Genomic DNA, 17,889 nt, shown 5'->3' with positions numbered 1-17,889 from the left:
ACCATGCACTTGAAGCGAGCGTTATGTATTTTGGACTACAGCATAGAGTCAAAAACGGGAGCCCCGGTATTTTCTCGACCCACCTTCCAACATGAAGCAGAGCTAAACGCAGCCCGTCGAGAGATCGTCTCGTCCACATCGACGGTAGTGACGCTGGAGGGGGGCAGCCCACTCATTCCTCGCGCACCTGGCGCGGGGTCTTGGCGAAGTGCTGGCGAAAGGCCCGCGAGAAACTCGAGGCGCTGGTGAAGCCGCAGGCCAGCCCCACGGAAAGGATATCCAGATCGGTCTCGGCCAGCAGTTGGCGGGCGCGCTCGAGGCGCAGTCGCAGGTACCACCGCCGGGGCGTCGAGCCCAGTTCCTGTTCGAAGAGGCGTTGTAGCTGGCGGGAGGACACACCGCTGCGCTCGGCCACCGCCGCAAGCGTCAACGGCGTTTCCAGGTGGCGCTCCATCAGCGCCACGGCATCGACCAGATGCCGCCGATGGGTGCCCAGGCGCCGCGCCAGGGTCATGCGCTGCTGGTCGCGGCGGGTGCGCATGCGCTCATGTATCAGCTGCTCGGAGACGTCGATAGCCAACGCCTGGCCGTGACGGCGGGCAATCACTTCCAGCGCCATGTCCATGGCCGCGGCGCCCCCCGCACAGGAAAACCGCCGCACGCCGAGCTCGAACAGCTCATCGCTGGTGGCAATCGATGGGAAGCGCTCGCGAAATGCCGGCAGGCTCTCCCAGTGTAGGGTCACCCGCTCCCCTTTCAGTAAACCTGCTGCGGCCAGCACGAAGCAGCCAGTATCCAGCCCACCGAGTACGCAGCCGCCCTGCCCCAGGCGGTTAAGCCAGCGGGTGATCGCGCGGCTCTGGTGCGCCTCGGGATCAAACCCACTGCAGACGGCAAGCGTCGGCAGATGATGGACGGCCTCGATGGACTGGTCGGCGAGCAGCGTCATGCCGTTGGAAGCAGTCACCGGGCCGCCGTCCTCGCTGATCAGCGTCCAGTCGAACAGCGGCCGCCCGCTGATGCGATTGGCGATGCGCAGCGGCTCCACCGCCGAGAAGAAGGCCATCATCGAGAAGCGCGGCAGCAGCAGGAAACCCAAGCGCTCAGGCAGGGTACTTGAGGGCCCCGGATTTGCGGAAACAGAACTTGAGGAAACAGGGCCTGAGGAAGACGCGTTTGAAGGTGAAAAGCTGGAGTGAGCGGAATGCATGGCGAGAGGTCTGATCAAGAGACTGGATTCATCGGGAATGGGGTGGCGAGGAGACTGGGCTGATACTGGGCTGATGAAGAGATCGGCTGAAGATCGCCATGAGCAAGGATCACTCATCATGGCGGGCTCTCTCGAGAGGAGCAAGCCATCGACGGGGTGTGAAGCCTGACGACGACTATGCTGAATAAACTACGCTGAATAAACAGCTAAGCTTCATGTACAACGCCGCGCGATCTATGACCCGTGCGCGCATCGCGTCCGAACGTGCTCAGCCGCTTTTCGCGGCCTTATCAAGCGCCATCCCAAGCACTTGCTCAAGAACCTGCTCATGCACTTGCTCAAGTCCCTGCTCAAGAGCCAACTCGAGAGTGATCTAGACCACTTTCTCAAAAGCGTCGCTTGGCGACGAAAGGACCATGACTGCTTCTCTCGGCTCGGTATCCGGCCATCTGGTGGCCATCGGAGGGGCCGAGGACAGAACCTCGGACCTCGAAATCCTGACGCGGGTGTTTGCCCTGGCCCCTGCGGATAACCATGAGGTTGCGGTCATCGCCACGGCGAGCGGCATCCCCGACCAGGTGCTGCCCGACTACGAGGCGGCCTTCACGCGCCTGGGGGCGAGCCGCATTCATTCGCTGGACATCAAGGACCGCCAGCAGGCAGGGCACCCCGAAACGGTGCGGCTGATCGAGCAGAGCGGCGTCGTCTTCTTCACCGGCGGCGACCAGCTGCGCCTGACCCATGTGATGGGCGGCTCGGCCACGCTGCAGGCCATTCGCGAGCGCCTGGCGGCCGGTGCGGTAGTGGCTGGCACCAGTGCCGGTGCCGCGGCGATGCCGGGCACCATGATCTACAACGGTGCCGCCGCGGATGCGCTGCGCAAGGGCGCCGTCAACATGACCTTCGGCCTGGGACTTGCCGAGGGACTGATCATCGACAGCCATTTCCTCGAGCGCGGCCGCTTCACACGCCTGATGGAGGTCGGCGCGAGCAACCCCGAGCACCTGGGCGTGGGCATCGGCGAGGATGCCGGCGTGATCATCCACCCTCACGGCATTATCGAGGCGATCGGCTCGGGGCACGTCATCCTGATCGACAGCCGTGATCTGGCGAGCTCCAATATCGCCGAGCTGTCGATGGGAGAGCCGGTAGCCATCGAGCACATGATTCTGCATGCCCTGGTCAGCGGCCACGGTTTCGATCTCGGGGCGCGACGCTACCTGGTCCCCGAGGCGCTCGAAGCCGTGCTGGCGAACACACTATGAATATTCTCGAGCACCGCGCACTGCGCGGCCCCAACTACTACAGCCGCTATCTGACCATCTTCATGCGCCTGGACATCGGTGACCTGGAGCACCGCCCCAGCGACACCGTGCCCGGCATCGCCGAGCGACTCAGCGAGCTATTGCCGACTCTGCAGGGGCACCGTTGCTCGGTCGGTCGCCCCGGCGGCTTCCTGGAGCGCCTGGCACGAGGCACCTGGGCCGGTCACGTGGTCGAGCATGTGGCAATCGAGCTGCAGAACCTGATCGGTTTCTCGGTGGGCTACGGCAAAACCATCGACAGCTATGATGCCGGGATCTACAACGTCGTCTACCGCTACCGCGACGAGGCCAGCGGCCTGGCGGCTGGCGTGGAGGCCGTCGAGCTGGTCCGCCGCCTCTTCCATGGCCTCGAGATCGACATTCAGGCGATCATCGACCGCCTAAAGGTGGTGCGCGACGCGCACATGCTGGGGCCCTCCACCGCCGCAATCATCGAGGCCGCCGAGCGTCGTGGCATTCCTTATATGCGCCTCACCGACGACAGCAGCTACCTCCAACTGGGCCATGGCCACCGCCAGCAGCGCATTCAGGCAACCGTGACCTGCCAAACAGACCTGATTGGCTACAGCATCGCCGATGACAAGCAATGGACGAAGCAGCTGCTCGGCGATGCCGGCATCCCGGTGCCCAAGGGCGAGGTGTGCTCCACCGTCGATGAGGCGCTCGAGGTCTCGCGGCGCATCGGCTACCCCCTGGCGGTGAAGCCGCTGGTCGGCAACCATGGTCGAGGCGTGAGCACCAGCGTCGAGGACGACCAGGCGCTATGCGACGCCTTCAACATCGCCGCTCGACGCCATCACTCGGTGATCGTCGAGCAGTGCATCAGCGGCGAGGATCACCGCCTGCTGGTTATTAATGGCCAGTTGGTGGCCGCCGCCCGGCGACGTCCGGCCCATGTGGTCGGCGATGGAAAGGCCACGCTCAAGGAACTGATCGACCGGGAGAACGCCGACCCAAGACGCGGCGTTGGCCATGAGAATCTGCTTACCCAGATCGAGCTGGACGAGCAGTCGCGGCGGATGATCAGTCAGCAGCATCTGAACCTTGAGAGCGTGATTGCCGCAGACGAGATCGTCTTCCTCAAGCCCACCGCCAACCTGAGCACCGGCGGCACCGCCACCGACGTGACCGACGATGTGCACCCGGAGGTGCGCTATGTGGCGGAGCGCATCGCGCGACTCATTGGACTCGACATCATCGGCATCGACCTGCTCGCCGAGACCCTGACTCGCCCGCTGGAGGAGCAATCCGCGGCCGTGGTCGAGGTCAACGCGGGGCCCGGCTTTCGCATGCATCTGTCGCCCACCCACGGCCAGGGCCGGGATGTCGGCCAGCCGGTCATCGACATGCTGTTTCCGGACAGCGGCAGCGATGCGCGCATCCCCATCGTCGCGGTCACCGGCACCAACGGCAAGACGACCACGGTGCGCCTGCTCTCGCATCTTCTGCGCCAGGTGGGCCGCAAGGTGGGCATGGCCTGCACCGGCGCCATCGAGATCGACAGCCACGTCATCATGCGCGGCGACTACAGCGGCCCGCTGGCGGCCACGATCGTGCTGCGCGAGCCCACGGTGGAGTGCGCGGTACTCGAGGTGGCGCGGGGCGGCATCATGCGCCGCGGGCTCGGTTTCGATGCCTGCGACGTGGGCGTGCTGCTCAACATCGCAAGCGATCATCTCGGCGAGCATGACCTTCATACCCTCGACGAACTGGCGCGCTGCAAGTCGGTGGTGATCGACGCCATCCGCCCGGAGGGCACCGCCGTCATCAATGCCGATGACCCACGGGTGCTGGCCGCCCTGGAATGGGCGCGGGGCGACAGCATTCTCTTTACCCTGAACCCGGATTCACGGGCCATTCGTCAGCATGTTCACAATCAGGGGGTGGCCTTCACTGTCCACCAAGGCAACCTGGTCATGCGTCAGGGCCGGGTCGAAGCCGAGGTCATCCCCGTCGCCGACGTGCCGATCACCTTCGAGGGCCACGCCCGCTTCAATGTCGCCAACGCCCTGGCCGCCAGCGCCGCGGCCTTTGCCCTGGGGCTGTCGCCTGCCGATATCCGCATGGGCCTGTCCACCTTCCACCCGACGCCCAGCCAGAACCCCGGGCGCACCAACCTGATCGAGGCCGCTGGCCTCAAGGTGCTGATCGACTACGGGCATAACGTGCCGGCTCTCGACGCACTGGCCGAACTGGTCAGCGCGCTACCCGCCAAGCGACGCATCGGCGTGGCCAGCGCCCCGGGCAATCGCCGCGATGAGGACCTTTTCGAGCTGGGCGCGCGGCTGGCCGCGATGCTCGATGTCGTCATCCTCTGCGAGACCGACGCCCGCGGCCGCCCCCCGGGGGAAGCCGGCGGCCTGTTGCGCGACGGCGCCGCCTCAGTGCCGCGAGCATGTCACACCGAACTCGTCTTGGAAGAGGAGCAGGCCATCGACCGAGCCTTCGAGGAAGCCAGCGACGGCGACCTGCTGGTGCTGCTGATCGATGATATTGAAGGAACACTTGAGCGCCTCAAGGAACGCCTCAAGGCGCCTGCCCAGGACTATTCCAAGGACACTTCAGAGCAAAGCGTCAGCGCAGCAGATAGCCCGCCCCCTACAGATAAAGCCCCTGAGGGGGAAAACCCCGCTGAAAAAACCCATCCCCCCCATACCTCACGAGGCAACCGCCCATGCTGACCGGCCCTTCCCCGGATGCGGGACTACTGACCCTGTTGCGCGTGGGCAGCATCCAGGCTCCTGAGCTGCTCGAGGCCAACGAGATCCTGATCGCCGGCGGTCGCATCGCCGCGCTGGGGCATGACCTGGACGTGCCGGCAGGCTGGCCGGTGCAGGTCGTGGAGGCGCCGGAGCTGATCGCCGTGCCTGCCTTCATCGACCAGCACGTGCACGTGACCGGTGGGGGCGGCGAAGGCGGCTGCGGATCTCGCTGCCCGGAGATCACCGCCCACCAGATCGCCGCCATGGGCATCGGCACCGTGGTGGGGGTGCTCGGCACCGACGGCATCAGCCGCTCGCCGGCGGACCTGCTGGCCAAGGTGCGTGGGCTGCGCGCCGAGGGCATCGCCGCCTACATGTACACCGGGTCCTATCGCGTGCCGCCGCCGACCCTCACCGGCGACCTGCAACGCGACCTGGCCTGGATTCCCGAGGTCATCGGCCTGGGTGAGATCGCGATCTCGGATCACCGTTCGAGCCAACCCCGGCAGGACGAGATCGAGCGGCTGGTCAGCGAGGTGAGGGTCGGCGCCATGCTGGCCGGCAAGCGCGGCATCTGCCACTTCCATATCGGCGACGGCGCGCGGGGGCTCGAGCCGCTGCGCCGGCTGCTCACCGAGACCGAAATTCCCGCCGAGCAGGTGATTCCCACCCATGTAAACCGCCATCGCGACCTCTTAGAAGAGGCCGCCGACTATGCGCTGACCTTCAAGGCCTGCGTGGATGTGACCGCCTTCGACGATGCCGACGAAGACGACCTGACCGGCTTCGGCGCGGTGGCGCGACTGCTGCGACGTGGCGTGCCGGTCGAACACATCACCATGAGTTCCGACTGCAATGGCAGCCTGCCCGAGTTCGACGCCCAGGGCGGCTATATCGGCATGCGAGTGGCGGGCAACGCCACCCTGATCGCCGACTGGCGGCGCCTGGTACACGAACAGGTGCTGACGCTGGATCAGGCGCTGGAGCTGATTTCGGGCAACGTGGCCAGGGTGCTGGGGCTCGACGGTCACAAGGGCCGGCTGGCCGTGGGCTTCGATGCCGATGTGACCCTGCTCGATCGCACCCTCACCCCGCAGCAGACCTATGTGGCGGGGCGCTGTGTCTATGCCCGGGGCGGCTAACGCTTGGTGATCGAAAAGAGAACCCAAGCACCGAGAACCAGGACAACAGGCACCTAGGTATCGGGAACTGATCTCAGCGCCTTGGCCTGATCAAGCAGAACAGCGTGACCGTCTTCACTGGCGTCGATCAGTTACGCCCAACTACGCAAATAGCCGGGCCCGAACGTGCTCCCCCCTTCGCCAGGGCAATACGGCTGCCAACTTGACCGGTGACTTCATATCCAGCGATTTTCATCCGGCTTTTCTTTCGTGGTGGTAAGGGCTTGGGTTAACCCGCTGATTATTGCCAAGCGTGAGCAGGATAACGCCGGCGGCAATCAGAACAGCACCGAATAACAGCCCCCCAGGGGGCGCTTCGCCCTGTAGAAATATGGCGACGGGTACGCCTACAAGGGCACCGACAGATCCCAGCAGGCTCAGCAGGACCGGCCCGCCTGTTTTCTGCAACAGGAACAACAACAAGAACATGCCAGCGAAAACTGCGGACTGTATAGCGATCAGGACGAACGATAGGCCTTGCTCCATCGGTATCGCCAGCGAGAATCCTGGCAAGAATCCGGCGCACAGCAACATCATGGCGGCAGCCACTAGCATGCCCGGCGCCAGTGCATCGCCGGATACGCCTTGGGGCCAACGCAGTGTGCGATACAGATTGCCGATGGCCAGCAGGACCGGCCCGACAAGCGCCAGCAGTGTCCAGAAGACATCTGCATCGGGCGAGGCCAGCTTTTCCGAAGCCAAAACGCCGGCGCCTGCCAAGGCCGCCGCCACCCCCGTGGCACGTATCGCCTTGAACACTTCCAGTTTGAGTGCCAGTGCACCGACATAGGTCAGAAGCGGCGGCAATGTGATGATGAGAGCGACGAAGCCGGCTCCAACATGCGGAACCGCCGAGAAGAAGATGAGATTGGGGCCGGCCACGCCTACCAGCGCAGACACGCAGTAGTATTCAAGCGTACGAGCGTTAACTGGCGGTAGCTTCCGACGTTGCGCGGCCAGCGCGAGCAAAATCAGTGCTGCCCCGACGATTGACCAAAACAGAATCGCCAAAGGCGGCAGGCGCGCCTCACTCGCCACTTTGGCCAGATTGGTCGATAGACCCAACAGCGCTCCGCCGAACAAGAGGCTTAGCAGTGCGGGTAACCATGTCCTGATGCGCTCAGGTTTGTTTGTGGACACGCTCGTCATCATCGTCCCTCCGGGAACATATCTTGAGTTCAAGATATTACTCCGAAATCTTGACGTCAAGATAAGCGCGTGGAAGTCTAAGCGGCATGGATCATATAGAAAAAATTCTTACGCAATGGCGACAAGAGCGACCCGACCTTGAGGTTGCGTCCATGGGCACGATCGGACGGATCAAGTTGCTGCACCAGTTGCTAATGCGTGCCATGGAAAAGAGCTGGTCCGCATACGGCCTGAATGCTGCAGGCTTCGATGTTCTGGCCACCCTGCGCCGGTCAGGCTCGCCCTATGCGCTCTCTCCTGGCGACCTGATGGCATCGACCTTGGTCACGTCGGGCACGATGACGCACCGTATCGACCAACTGGTAAAAGCCGGTCTGGTCGAGCGGGTCCGGAATGCCGAGGACGGGCGTGGTTTCCTGATTTCCCTCACCCCGCAAGGGCGCGAGCTTATCGACGAAGCGGTTAGCGCCCATGTTGAGACGCAGGAAACACTGGCCGGGGTTCTTACCGACGAGCAGCGCGCTCAATTGGACAGTTTGCTGAAACAGTTCTTGCACGAACTTGAAAGCAGCTGAGAGGCATCTGGAACTTAGGCTCATCAGCCCAGCAACCGCTCGACGCCGAGCCAGGCCAGACGCAGCGCCAGCAGGGTCAGTACCCACTTGAAGAGCCCGTCGAAGTGCGCCTCACTGAGCCGCTTGAGCAGGCGCAGGCCGAGCCAGGTGCCAGCGAGCCCCGCCGCGATCATTGCCACCATCAGCCCCAGCCAGTCATGGAAAACGAAGCCGGCCACGCCGAACACGAACGCCTTGGTGAGATGCTGAAGGCTCATGCAGGCGGAAAAGGTCGCCACTCGCGCCATTCGCTCGGACTGGGAATGCTTGATAAAGGAGCCGACCAGCGGGCCACTGGCACCCACCAGACTCGACAGCAGGGTAGTCACTGCACCGGCCAGCATAGTGCCAACGCGCCCCAGCGCCCGGGCCGGTGGCGTCGGACCCCAGCAGGAGAACAGCACGAAGCCGGCGATGGTGAGCTCCAGCACGCCCGAAGGCAGGCGCACCAGCAGCCAGGCTGCAAGCAAGGCGCCAAGCACCACCCCGGGCAGGAAGGCGGCGATCACCCGGCGGTCGATATGGCGCCACGTCATGCTGGCGCGGCCGGCATTGGAGCCCAGCTGCACCATGCCATGCACCGGAATCAGCGCCGCTGCCGGCATCACCTGCGCCATGGCGATAATCAGCAGGGTGCCGCCGCCGATGCCGGCGCTCGCCGAGATCATCGAGGTCAGGATCGACAGCGCCACCAGGCCCAGGTTGAGCCCGGCAGGCAAAGGAGAGAGCAGATCGAGCAGGGGCATGGTCGCCGTCCGATGGCCTATAGGGCTCACCACTATATCAAGACCCGCCGCTGCGCCTCACGGCAAGGCGTAAAAGTAGCGCCTTAAGTCCCTTCACAAGCCCCTCGGCTAAGTTTCTCTCTTAAGCCCCTCTCTTAAGCCCCTCTCTTAAGTCCCTGCCCCAGTGACCGTCACCCCGGCCAAGCCCCAAGTGGCGGCCATAAAAAAAGCCGGCCCCTCGGGGCCGGCTTTTTATCACGCTTCGCTGACAAACGCCGTGGCAAACAGCAGCGTCTAAGCAGCGACGCGTTCGTCTGCGTCGATCAGGCTTCGCGCGTGCGCGGCTGGTCGATCAGCCCCTGCTCGCGCGCCATCGCGTAGGCGGCCTTCGGGCCAGTCCACAGCGAGGGCAGCAGCACCAGCGACACCGGGATGGCGGTGATCACGATGAACTGCTGCAGCGCGCTGATCTGGCCGGCGCCCATGTACAGCAGGATCGCCGCCATGATCGCCATGGCGATGCCCCAGAAGGCGCGGATCAGCGGGTTCGGCGCGTCATGGCCGGCACCCACCACGGAGATCGCGTAGCTCATCGAGTCGCCGGTGGTGGCCACGAAGATGGTGGTCAGCAGCAGGATCGCCAGCGCCATCAGCGAGCCACCCGGCAGCGCCTGCGCCACGGTCAGGGTCGCCACGTCGAACTGGAAGTTGTTCAGCGCTTCGGTCAGGTCGATCACGCCGGTCAGCTGGTAGAAGATGCCCGAGCCGCCCAGCAGGGTGAACCATACGGTAGTGGCCACCGGTGCCATCACCGCCACGGCAAGAATCATCTGGCGGATGGTGCGGCCACGCGAGATGCGGGCAACGAAGATCGCCATCAGCGGGCCGTAGCCGATGAACCAGGCAAAGAAGAACACCGTCCACCACTTCATCCACCAGGCCGGCGCCGTCTCGGCGGTCATGGTGGCCATCGAGAAGAAGGAGCTCAGGTAGGTGCCAAAGCCCTGGGTAAAGGCATCGGTCAGGAACAGGGTCGGGCCGAAGACGAAGATTACCGCGGCAATCGCCAGCGCCAGGAAGACGTTGAAACGGCTGAGCAGTTGGATACCGCGATGGATACCGGTCATCGCCGAGGTGACGTAGATCGCGCCCAGCACGGCCAGAACGGCCAGCTGAGTGCCATAGCCTTGCGGCAGGCCGAACAGCTCATGCAGGCCGAAGCTGACCTGAGTGGCCAGGAAGCCGATCGGACCCACGGTACCGGCGACCACGGCGATCACGCACAGGGCGTCAACCAGGCCACCCAGCGGGCCGCTCATCAGGCGCTCGCCGAGTACCGGGGTGAGCAGGGTGCGCGGCTGCATCGGCTGGCCCTTCACGTAGTGGGCATGCGCCATCACCACGGCGGTCAGGGTGCCGAGCACCGCCCAGGCCAGAAAGCCCCAGTGCATGAAGGACTGGGCCAGGGCGCCGGCGACAGCATCAACGGTGCCCGCTTCGGTGTCGAAGGCCGGCGGCGTGACCACGAAGTGATAGACCGGCTCACCGGCGGCGAAGAACACGCCACCGCCAGCGAGCAGGGTGCACATGATCATCGACAGCCACTTGAAGGTGCTGATCTCCGGGCGCTGAAGATTGCCCACCTTGGCGGCACCGGCCGGCGACATGGCAACGCCAATGCCGATGAAGAAGGTCAGCAGCAGCAGCAGTTGGAAGTAGGAGCCAAGGGTACGAGCGGTCCAGGCGAAACCGGCGCTGATGCCGTTGGCGACCATGTCGATGTCATACAGCGACAGGGCAACGAAGGCGACGATGAAGCCGACGCTCAAGACCAGCACCACCGGGTCGCCCAGGCGCGAACCGGTGGTGCTGGTCTCTGATGGAATGGAATGGTCAGGTTGGGTCATGGGGAGCCTTTGGTTGGGATGTCATCACGTCGTCCAGGCGAGCGGGAGCCGCAAGCATGGCATTCGGGATGAGCGAGTATTTCAACGCCGATGGCGTCAGAAGAGCGATCACTGATAGACGATCGGGGATGACGATGTCAGAGCAGTGTTACGTGTTCGCGAGCGAGAGGGGACTTTCGTTCACGGAGCCTCCTGACGTGGCGAGGGGGCGGATGGAGTGGCCTGCAAGGGCCAGCGGGAATCGGGTAGCCGATTGGAAAAACCGCGCAGTATACCGGCGCATCGGTCGGTCTTCAAATGTCACTGAACGCCCGCTCAATATCGAAGCGTTGCCGGATCGGCTAGACTGCCCAGCCTTTTCGGGCGTTTCATGCGCCTCTTTTTGATGAGTCATTTCGACCGATTTCTGCCACCCTTGCCAACCGTTCTTTCGCACCGTTCTTACCAACCGTTCTAAAAAAGAGGAGCCCTGGCTACATGACCGCCGACCTTGATCACGATGCCCTTCAGGCACTGCTGGACCGCCTCAGCAAGGACGCCCCTCGCTGCTTCAATGAGGGCAAGGTCGCCGACTACATTCCCGCCCTCGGCGAGGTCGACCCGGATCACTTCGGCATTGCGGTCTGTCATGTCGACGGCCGGGTGCAGGTCGCAGGTGACGCCCACACGCGCTTCTCGATCCAATCGATCGTCAAGGTGCATGCGCTGGTGCTGGCCATGCAGCGTCTCGAATCCGAGGAGATCTGGTCGCGAGTGGGCCGCGAGCCCTCGGGGCAGGCCTTCAACTCAATGGTGCAGCTCGAGGTCGAACAGGGCGTGCCGCGCAACCCCTTCATCAACGCCGGCGCGCTGTTGGTCACCGACCTGCTGGTATCGCGGATCGTGTCGACCCAGTACACCCTGCGCGAACATCTGCGGCGACTGTCAGGCAGCGACGACATCGGCTTCGACGAGCGGGTGGCCCGCTCAGAGATGGATCACAAGGCCCGCAATGCGGCGCTGGCCTATCTCATGAAGGCCTACGGCAACCTGCACGCCGACGTCGAGACGGTGCTCGATACCTACTTCCATGGCTGCTCGGTGGCGATGAACTGCGTGGAGATGGCGCAAAGCGTGGCTTTCCTGGCCAACCGCGGCGTCAATCCGCTGGACGGCAGCCGGGTGGTCTCGCCGGTGGAGACCCGCCAGCTCAATGCCCTGCTGCTGACCTGCGGCCTCTATGACGCCGCCGGCGACTTCGCCTGGCGGGTCGGCCTGCCCGGCAAGAGCGGCGTGGGCGGCGGCATCATCGCCATCCTGCCCGGGCGCATGAGCATCTGCGTGTGGTCGCCGCGCCTGGACGGCTACGGCAACTCGATCGCCGGTCGCCATGCCCTCGAGGGCTTTGTCGAAGGCATCGGCTTCTCGCCGCTAGGCTGACGGCGCGCTGACCAGCCGGGCCTTCAGCCGCTCGACGGCGCGCTGGGCCCGGGCCGACAGCGGCCACTCGGCCCGGTGCAGGAGCCAAAGGGTATCGACCACCGCCGGTTCGCCCTCGACGACCCGGACCGCCTCGGGATGCGGGTAGGCCTCCCGGGCAAAGCGGGGCAGCACGCTGAAGCCGAGCCCCTGGGCCACCGGCGCAAGGATCAACCCGATCTGGTTGGTGAAGCCGTGACGGGGCAGCCGCCCAACGCCTGGGTTGCCGGGAAAGCGCCGGCTCAGCAGCCGGGTGGCCATGTCATGGCCGTCGGGATGGTCGATGAAGCCGAGCCTTTCCAGATCATCCCAGCCGGCGATCTCGACGCCCGCCGGCACCACCAGCTCCAGCGCCTCCTTGGCAAACAGCGACACCGCGAGGCGCGGGTCCTCCGGGCGCTGGGTGGCGAGCCCCACTTCCGCGCGATTATTCAGTACGGCGTCGATGACCTCGGCGGTGGGGGCGAAGCGATGGTGAATGGCGAGCCCCGGCGCCTCGTGCTGCAGCGCCAGCAGATGGGGATAGATGGCCAGACCGATGCTGCCCGGCGTGATCAGCGACAGCTCGCCCTGGCTGGCATCATCGCCCGCCAGACGCTGCGTGAGGCGCTGGTCGGCCGCCTGCATTTCCCGCTGGTAGTCGAGCAGGGCATGCCCCGCCGGGGTCAGCTCCAGGCCACGAGGCCGGCGCAGCACCAGCTGCCCGAGCCGGGCCTCCAGGTGCTTGATGTGCTGGCTGACCGCGGCCTGCGTCAGGTCCAGGCGCTCGGCGGCGCGGGTGAAGTTGCCAAGCTCCACCAGCGCCTCGAAGGTACGCAGCCACTGGGGCTGAAGCATAAGCATCTCTTATCATGATCATAACGGCATGGTGGTTATGATTATGGCCGGCGGCGCCTAGCATGGAAAGCGTTCACTTCCCTTCGCCTACCGGCAGGAGACATCACCATGAGCCAGGTCTATCCCCGCACCTTTTCCCACATCGGCATCTCAGTCCCCGACGTCGAAGCCGCCCTCAAGTTCTACACCGAAGTCCTCGGCTGGTACGTGATCATGGAGCCGACCACCATCGTCGAAGACGACTCCGCCATCGGCGTGATGTGCTCCGATGTGTTCGGCCCGGGCTGGGGCTCGTTCCGCATCGCCCACATGTCCACCGGCGACCGGGTCGGTGTCGAACTGTTCGAGTTCAAGGGCCAAGAAACCCCGGGGAACAACTTCGAGTACTGGAAGACCGGTGTCTTCCACTTCTGCGTCCAGGACCCGGACGTGGAAGGCCTCGCCGAGCGCATCGTGGCCGCCGGTGGCAAGCAGCGCATGCCGGTGCGCGAGTACTTCCCAGGCGAGAAGCCGTTCCGCATGGTCTACATGGAAGACCCGTTCGGCAATATCCTCGAGATCTACAGCCACAGCTACGAGCTGACCTATGCGGCCGGAGCCTACGCCTCCTGAGCCAGGTCATCGGGCTGACCGTAGCAAAAAGGGCGGCCGACCAAGGCCCGCCCATGCAAAAGGCCCACCCATGCAAAAGGCCCACCCATGCAAAAGGCCCGCTCCTTAGAGCGGGCCTTTCTTGTTCCTGATCCAGAGCCTGAGCGTTACGTTTTCGCCCAGGCGCGGATCAGCTCACCTTGTGCCATTCGAAGGCCTTGAACGGCTCATCGACGGGCGTCTCGGCCAGATGGTTGGTGTAGTTGCTCATCACCTTCTGGGCGAGGCCCAGCACCACTTCCAGCACCTGACGGCGAGTATAGCCGGCGGCCAGGAAGTCGTTGACCGCGGAGGCATCGACCTCACCACGATTGCGCACCATGGCCAGAGTGAAGGTGCGCAGCGCCTCAAGCTTGTCGCTGGGCAGCGGCGTCTCGTTACGCAGCGCCTCAGTGATCGCATCGTCGACCTTCATCGACTTGGCGATACCGGTATGCGCCGGCACGCAGTAGTGGCACTCGTGCTCGACGTTGATGGTTTGCCAGACCACGGTCAGCTCGTCGGCATCGAAGCTCGAGTCGATAAACAGCTGGTGCAGCTGCTGATAGCCCTCGAGCAGGCCCGGCGCCTCGGCCATCACTGCGTGCAGGTTGGGGATCATGCCGAAGGCATTGATGGAATTCTCGAGCAGCGGCTGGCTTTCCGCGGGGGCCGTGGTCTTGTCGTGCAGGGTATAGGAGCTCATGTATTACCTCGTTGCCTTGGGTCACGAATAGATGGAGCAGAGAAGCGCCGAGCTCATTTTTGAGCGATCACTCAAATCAGGACATGACGCTACCTGCCGTAGATGTGTCCTCAGGCTAACTGGCTTTGAGCGATCACTCAAGATAAAATTTGAGCGCTCACTCAAGATTCATCCGGCCGACTTACGGTCGAAAGGACGCTTCATGCCACGCCAGACTCGCCATGACCGCCAGCATTCCCTGGATCAGGCCCTTGCCCTGTTCTGGCGCAAGGGCTATCACGCCGCCTCGCTCAAGGATCTCGAAGGTGCGCTCGACATGCGTCCGGGCAGCATCTATGCGAGTTTCGGCAGCAAGGAGCGGCTGTTTGGCGAGGTACTCGCACGCTATGGCCGCCAGGGGCTGGTGGAGCTCGAGCGCACGCTGGCCGCCAACCCCTCGCCGCTGGGCGGGCTGGCCGACTACCTGCGAACCCTCGGCGGCCTTCGCGACATGCAACGCCCCTGCCACGCCTGCCTGCTGGTGAAGACGCTCTTGGAACTTGGAGCCGAGGAAGCCAACGCCCGCCTCGCCCAGGAGCTGCTGGACGGCATGGCGGCGCGCTTCACGCAGGTCTTCGAGGCCGCCCGTGACGCCGGTGAACTGGTCGAGGAACGAACAGACAACGCCTCTGCTGGGCAGCCGGCTCGCCTGGCACGCCGCTATCAGGCGATAGTCATGGGCCTGCGCGCCCACGCCGAACGGCCGATCAGCGCCGCCGAGCTCCATGAGCTTGCCGACGATCTCGCCGACGACCTGCTCACCCTGTGCGCCCGCCGTCACTGACTAAGCGGGCAACCCGGACGCCTCTACCTAGCGCTGCCAGACACGACACGGCCCGCGACTCGTCACCCCATGCCTGCCTCGGCCTGACGTCAGGACTTGGTCCCGCGCATCGCCGTGGCGCGAGGCGGCTCGCCGAAACGCTGGCGATAGGCCCTCGAGAAGTGGGCCAGGTGAGAAAAACCGGCCGCATAGGCCGCCTCGGTCACGCTGGAATAGCTATCGGCGAGGATGCGCTGGGCGAGGTCTAGGCGCATGCCGAGATAGCACTGCTTGAGGGTCTCGCCGAAGTGGGCGGCGAACTGGCGCGTCAATTGACGCTGAGACTGCCCCGCCAGCCGACAGATCTCGGGGATATCCAGCGCCTGCGCCAGGTTGGCCTCCATTACCGCCAGGGCCCGCACCACGCTGCGCGGCAGCGACGGATCACCGCGGCGCTCGCGGCTCGTTGCAGTACCCTCGCCTCGCTGATAGCCGATCTGTCGCCCCACGGCATCGGCCAGTGACGGCCCATAGCGCCGCTCGACCCATGACAGCATCAGATCGATGCCGGCCGCGCCCCCCGACCCCGTGAGGCGGTCATACTCCCATTCGTAGAGCGCCGAGCTCGCCACAAGCTCAGGGAACTCCTGACGAAAGGCCGGCACACTCTCCCAGTGCATGGCCACCCGATAGCCATTCAGCACCCCGGCCCGGGCCAGGATGAAGGGCGCCGTGTCGAGCCCTCCCAGCCAGGCCCCATGAGCCGCGAGCCGCCTCAGCACCGCCCGGTCTTCGGCCTCGACGGTGGCTTCCGGTTCGTAGGACGCCACCACCATCAGGCGACTCTCCGAAGCCAGATGATCCCGACGAGCATCCTGACACAGGCTATCGAGCCGCCCATCCACATCGATACGCACGCCGTTGCTGGCCACCACCGCCTGCCCGTCGGAGGACAGCAGCCGCCAGGCGAAGAGGTCACGACCGAACCGGTTGGCGACCCGCAGGGGCTCGAGCAGACAGAACAGCGTCAGCATCGAGAACCTGGGCACCAGCCACACGTTGAGGGTGAGCTCAGCATCATCAGGTGCCAGCAACGGGGGCGAATCGGGCCTTACATAGGGCCAAGTGGTATCGGGCATGGGGCCATTTATATCATGAATAAGGCGAAAAAAATCAAATAGCCGCCACAGGCCGGCGTTAGGGTAAGTCCCTAGTCCTCAAGCAACGGGGCCATCGCCCCCCAACGGAGAACCCAGTGTCATGAGCATCAGCGGTCATCTCAGCCAGTCAGCCGACGGTCAGCAGCTTCACCTCCACTACGACGGGAAGGATCTCGAGCTGGATGCCCTGTGGCTGCGAGAGCGCACCCCGGATGCCGACACGCTCGACCCGCAGACCGGACAGCGCCTGATCGAGGCCGCCGATCTGCCGCTGGACCTGGCGATCCTTACGGCCACTGCCGAAGGCGACCGGCTCGATATTCGTTTCAGCGACGGTCACCAAAGCTGCTTTTCTCTGGCGGCCCTGAACGAAGAAGTCACGCCGAGCGACGAATTCGCCGAGCGTCGTCTGTGGGATTCACGCTTGAGTGATATTCCCCACAGCGCTTTTTCCGCAGCGGTAAACGATGACGGCGCCCTGCTCGAGCTACTGGAAAATCTGCATCGCTTCGGCTTCGTGCGGGTGGATGGAGTGCCTGACGAAGCGGAAGGCATGCAGACCCTGATGGCGCGCATCGGCCCGCTGCGGCGGACCAACTGGGGCGGCGTCGCCGACGTCAAATCGGTCGCCAATGCCTATGACCTGACCATGACCCAGCGCGGGCTCGAACCCCATACCGACAACCCTTATCGCGATCCTATCCCGGGGTTTGTCTGGCTGCACTGCCTGGCCAACGCCGCCGGCGGCGGGGACAACACCCTGGTCGACGGTTTCAGCGCGGCGCAGCGCCTGCGCGAGGAAGACCCGGAGGCCTTCGCCTGCCTGACCCGCGTGACGCCGGGGTTTTGCTATCACGACGAGACCACTCGCCTTGAAAGCGAAGGCCCGCTGATCGAACTCGACGGCCAGGACCACCTGATGCGGGTGCGCTTCTCGAACCGTACCGAGCGCGTCTCGGCCCGGCCCGGTGCTGAACTGCGCCGCTATTACGCCGCACGCCAGGCCTTCTACCGGCTGATCACGTCCGAAGCCCTGACCCTGAACATCAAGCTCGAAGCCGGCCAGATGCTGATCATGGACAACTACCGCCTGCTCCATGGGCGCACATCCTTCCATCTGGAAAACGGCGTCCGTCACATGCGCCAGGGCTACGTCGATCAGGACCCCCTGATATTCACCGGGCAGCCCTGAAAATGAAGATGGCGGTTGGTATCCTGCTGATAAATCAGAAAGTTCCTGGCAGAACCTGATTCAGGAGGACCAACCGCCATGGGTGAAACCCTAACGACCTGGTCGCCGTCCTGCAACGGCTCCGTCAACGTCCAGCTCAGCGGCGAGCGTGCTACCAGCGACAGCGGTGCCTTGCTGCTGCGTGAAGCCCTCGATAACAGCGGCGTGATCGAGGCGCTGGAGGACAACCTGGTCGATCGACGCCACCCGCTGCGCATCCGTCATTCGCTGGCCAGTCAGCTGCGCACCCTG

Annotated in this window: 16 protein-coding genes; 9 read left to right on the top strand and 7 right to left on the bottom strand. The window is 64.4% G+C overall.

All coding sequences use genetic code 11. The features are described from left to right. Nucleotides 1-172: 172 nt before the first annotated feature. Entirely contained in the window at nt 173-1,069 is an 897-nt protein-coding gene (locus BCL93_RS15660) for a GlxA family transcriptional regulator (RefSeq protein ID WP_258396650.1), read from the bottom strand. A gap of 557 nt (nt 1,070-1,626) precedes the next feature. On the opposite strand from BCL93_RS15660, the gene BCL93_RS15655 reads away from it, so the two are divergent. Genes BCL93_RS15655 through iadA form a run of 3 tightly spaced genes read left to right on the top strand, consistent with a single transcriptional unit; the run spans nt 1,627 to nt 6,379 of the window. After that, entirely contained in the window at nt 1,627-2,475 is an 849-nt protein-coding gene (locus tag BCL93_RS15655; protein WP_112056180.1) for a cyanophycinase, read from the top strand. Beyond that, on the top strand, nt 2,472-5,216 hold the full coding sequence (cphA, locus tag BCL93_RS15650) for a cyanophycin synthetase (protein WP_112056179.1): 2,745 nt from the start codon (nt 2,472-2,474) through the stop codon (nt 5,214-5,216). The genes BCL93_RS15655 and cphA overlap by 4 nt, the downstream gene beginning before the upstream one ends. Continuing rightward, on the top strand, nt 5,210-6,379 hold the full coding sequence (gene iadA / locus BCL93_RS15645) for a beta-aspartyl-peptidase (RefSeq protein ID WP_112056178.1): 1,170 nt from the start codon (nt 5,210-5,212) through the stop codon (nt 6,377-6,379). Before cphA ends, iadA begins: the two co-directional genes overlap by 7 nt. A 231-nt stretch (nt 6,380-6,610) precedes the next feature. Here the strand turns inward: iadA and BCL93_RS15640 are convergent, their stop codons facing one another. Beyond that, nucleotides 6,611-7,570, bottom strand: a complete 960-nt coding sequence (locus BCL93_RS15640; RefSeq protein ID WP_220086293.1) for a DMT family transporter — start codon at nt 7,568-7,570, stop codon at nt 6,611-6,613. An 83-nt stretch (nt 7,571-7,653) separates the two neighbouring features. Between BCL93_RS15640 and BCL93_RS15635 the strand changes: the two genes are divergently transcribed. Continuing rightward, the gene (locus tag BCL93_RS15635) at nt 7,654-8,142 is read left to right on the top strand and encodes a MarR family winged helix-turn-helix transcriptional regulator (protein ID WP_112056177.1); all 489 of its coding nucleotides are present in this window, start codon (nt 7,654-7,656) and stop codon (nt 8,140-8,142) included. A gap of 23 nt (nt 8,143-8,165) precedes the next feature. Here BCL93_RS15635 and BCL93_RS15630 read toward each other — a convergent pair whose 3' ends face one another. Beyond that, nucleotides 8,166-8,927, bottom strand: coding sequence for a sulfite exporter TauE/SafE family protein (locus BCL93_RS15630; RefSeq protein ID WP_112056176.1), 762 nt, complete (start codon nt 8,925-8,927; stop codon nt 8,166-8,168). A gap of 302 nt (nt 8,928-9,229) precedes the next feature. After that, on the bottom strand, nt 9,230-10,813 hold the full coding sequence (locus BCL93_RS15625) for a BCCT family transporter (protein ID WP_112056175.1): 1,584 nt from the start codon (nt 10,811-10,813) through the stop codon (nt 9,230-9,232). A gap of 477 nt (nt 10,814-11,290) precedes the next feature. Between BCL93_RS15625 and glsB the strand changes: the two genes are divergently transcribed. Next, nucleotides 11,291-12,232: a glutaminase B gene (gene glsB, locus BCL93_RS15620; protein ID WP_112056174.1), complete on the top strand. Its 942-nt coding sequence runs from the start codon at nt 11,291-11,293 to the stop codon at nt 12,230-12,232. Here glsB and BCL93_RS15615 read toward each other — a convergent pair. Continuing rightward, nucleotides 12,224-13,108 carry a LysR family transcriptional regulator gene (locus tag BCL93_RS15615; RefSeq protein WP_112056247.1) on the bottom strand — a complete coding sequence of 295 codons (885 nt, stop codon included), beginning with the start codon at nt 13,106-13,108 and terminating at the stop codon, nt 12,224-12,226. The two genes, glsB and BCL93_RS15615, sit on opposite strands and share 9 nt — an antisense overlap. Before the next feature lie 108 nt (nt 13,109-13,216). Between BCL93_RS15615 and BCL93_RS15610 the strand changes: the two genes are divergently transcribed. After that, a complete protein-coding gene (locus BCL93_RS15610) occupies nt 13,217-13,720 on the top strand; it encodes a lactoylglutathione lyase family protein (protein ID WP_112056173.1) in 504 nt (167 codons plus the stop codon). 169 nt (nt 13,721-13,889) lie between these two features. Here the strand turns inward: BCL93_RS15610 and BCL93_RS15605 are convergent, their stop codons facing one another. Beyond that, the gene (locus BCL93_RS15605; RefSeq protein ID WP_112056172.1) at nt 13,890-14,444 is read right to left on the bottom strand and encodes a carboxymuconolactone decarboxylase family protein; all 555 of its coding nucleotides are present in this window, start codon (nt 14,442-14,444) and stop codon (nt 13,890-13,892) included. A 202-nt stretch (nt 14,445-14,646) separates the two neighbouring features. Between BCL93_RS15605 and BCL93_RS15600 the strand changes: the two genes are divergently transcribed. Next, nucleotides 14,647-15,267, top strand: coding sequence for a TetR/AcrR family transcriptional regulator (locus BCL93_RS15600; protein WP_112056171.1), 621 nt, complete (start codon nt 14,647-14,649; stop codon nt 15,265-15,267). Nucleotides 15,268-15,356: 89 nt separating this feature from the next. Here BCL93_RS15600 and BCL93_RS15595 read toward each other — a convergent pair whose 3' ends face one another. Beyond that, on the bottom strand, nt 15,357-16,385 hold the full coding sequence (locus BCL93_RS15595; protein WP_112056170.1) for a GlxA family transcriptional regulator: 1,029 nt from the start codon (nt 16,383-16,385) through the stop codon (nt 15,357-15,359). 121 nt (nt 16,386-16,506) lie between these two features. Between BCL93_RS15595 and tmpA the strand changes: the two genes are divergently transcribed. Continuing rightward, a complete protein-coding gene (gene tmpA, locus BCL93_RS15590; protein ID WP_112056169.1) occupies nt 16,507-17,598 on the top strand; it encodes a 2-trimethylaminoethylphosphonate dioxygenase in 1,092 nt (363 codons plus the stop codon). A 78-nt stretch (nt 17,599-17,676) separates the two neighbouring features. Then, nucleotides 17,677-17,889 (top strand): transposase (locus tag BCL93_RS15585; protein WP_181463115.1); only part of this gene is annotated, 213 nt, incomplete at its 3' end.

The sequence above is a fragment of the Onishia taeanensis genome, from assembly GCF_003268885.1.
GTDB lineage: Bacteria > Pseudomonadota > Gammaproteobacteria > Pseudomonadales > Halomonadaceae > Onishia > Onishia taeanensis_A.
The sequence above is the reverse complement of the archived record's forward strand: the minus strand, read 5'-3'. Positions and strand labels throughout refer to the sequence as shown.

Coding starts and splice junctions, on each gene's coding strand:
- BCL93_RS15615 (WP_112056247.1), bottom strand. CDS start 13,108: ATGCTTCAGCCCCAGTGGCTGCGTACCTTCGAGGCGCTGGTGGAGCTT.
- tmpA (WP_112056169.1), top strand. CDS start 16,507: ATGAGCATCAGCGGTCATCTCAGCCAGTCAGCCGACGGTCAGCAGCTT.
- BCL93_RS15640 (WP_220086293.1), bottom strand. CDS start 7,570: ATGATGACGAGCGTGTCCACAAACAAACCTGAGCGCATCAGGACATGG.
- BCL93_RS15625 (WP_112056175.1), bottom strand. CDS start 10,813: ATGACCCAACCTGACCATTCCATTCCATCAGAGACCAGCACCACCGGT.
- glsB (WP_112056174.1), top strand. CDS start 11,291: ATGACCGCCGACCTTGATCACGATGCCCTTCAGGCACTGCTGGACCGC.
- BCL93_RS15655 (WP_112056180.1), top strand. CDS start 1,627: ATGACTGCTTCTCTCGGCTCGGTATCCGGCCATCTGGTGGCCATCGGA.
- BCL93_RS15595 (WP_112056170.1), bottom strand. CDS start 16,385: ATGCCCGATACCACTTGGCCCTATGTAAGGCCCGATTCGCCCCCGTTG.
- BCL93_RS15630 (WP_112056176.1), bottom strand. CDS start 8,927: ATGCCCCTGCTCGATCTGCTCTCTCCTTTGCCTGCCGGGCTCAACCTG.
- BCL93_RS15605 (WP_112056172.1), bottom strand. CDS start 14,444: ATGAGCTCCTATACCCTGCACGACAAGACCACGGCCCCCGCGGAAAGC.
- iadA (WP_112056178.1), top strand. CDS start 5,210: ATGCTGACCGGCCCTTCCCCGGATGCGGGACTACTGACCCTGTTGCGC.
- BCL93_RS15600 (WP_112056171.1), top strand. CDS start 14,647: ATGCCACGCCAGACTCGCCATGACCGCCAGCATTCCCTGGATCAGGCC.
- cphA (WP_112056179.1), top strand. CDS start 2,472: ATGAATATTCTCGAGCACCGCGCACTGCGCGGCCCCAACTACTACAGC.
- BCL93_RS15610 (WP_112056173.1), top strand. CDS start 13,217: ATGAGCCAGGTCTATCCCCGCACCTTTTCCCACATCGGCATCTCAGTC.
- BCL93_RS15660 (WP_258396650.1), bottom strand. CDS start 1,069: ATGATGGCCTTCTTCTCGGCGGTGGAGCCGCTGCGCATCGCCAATCGC.
- BCL93_RS15635 (WP_112056177.1), top strand. CDS start 7,654: ATGGATCATATAGAAAAAATTCTTACGCAATGGCGACAAGAGCGACCC.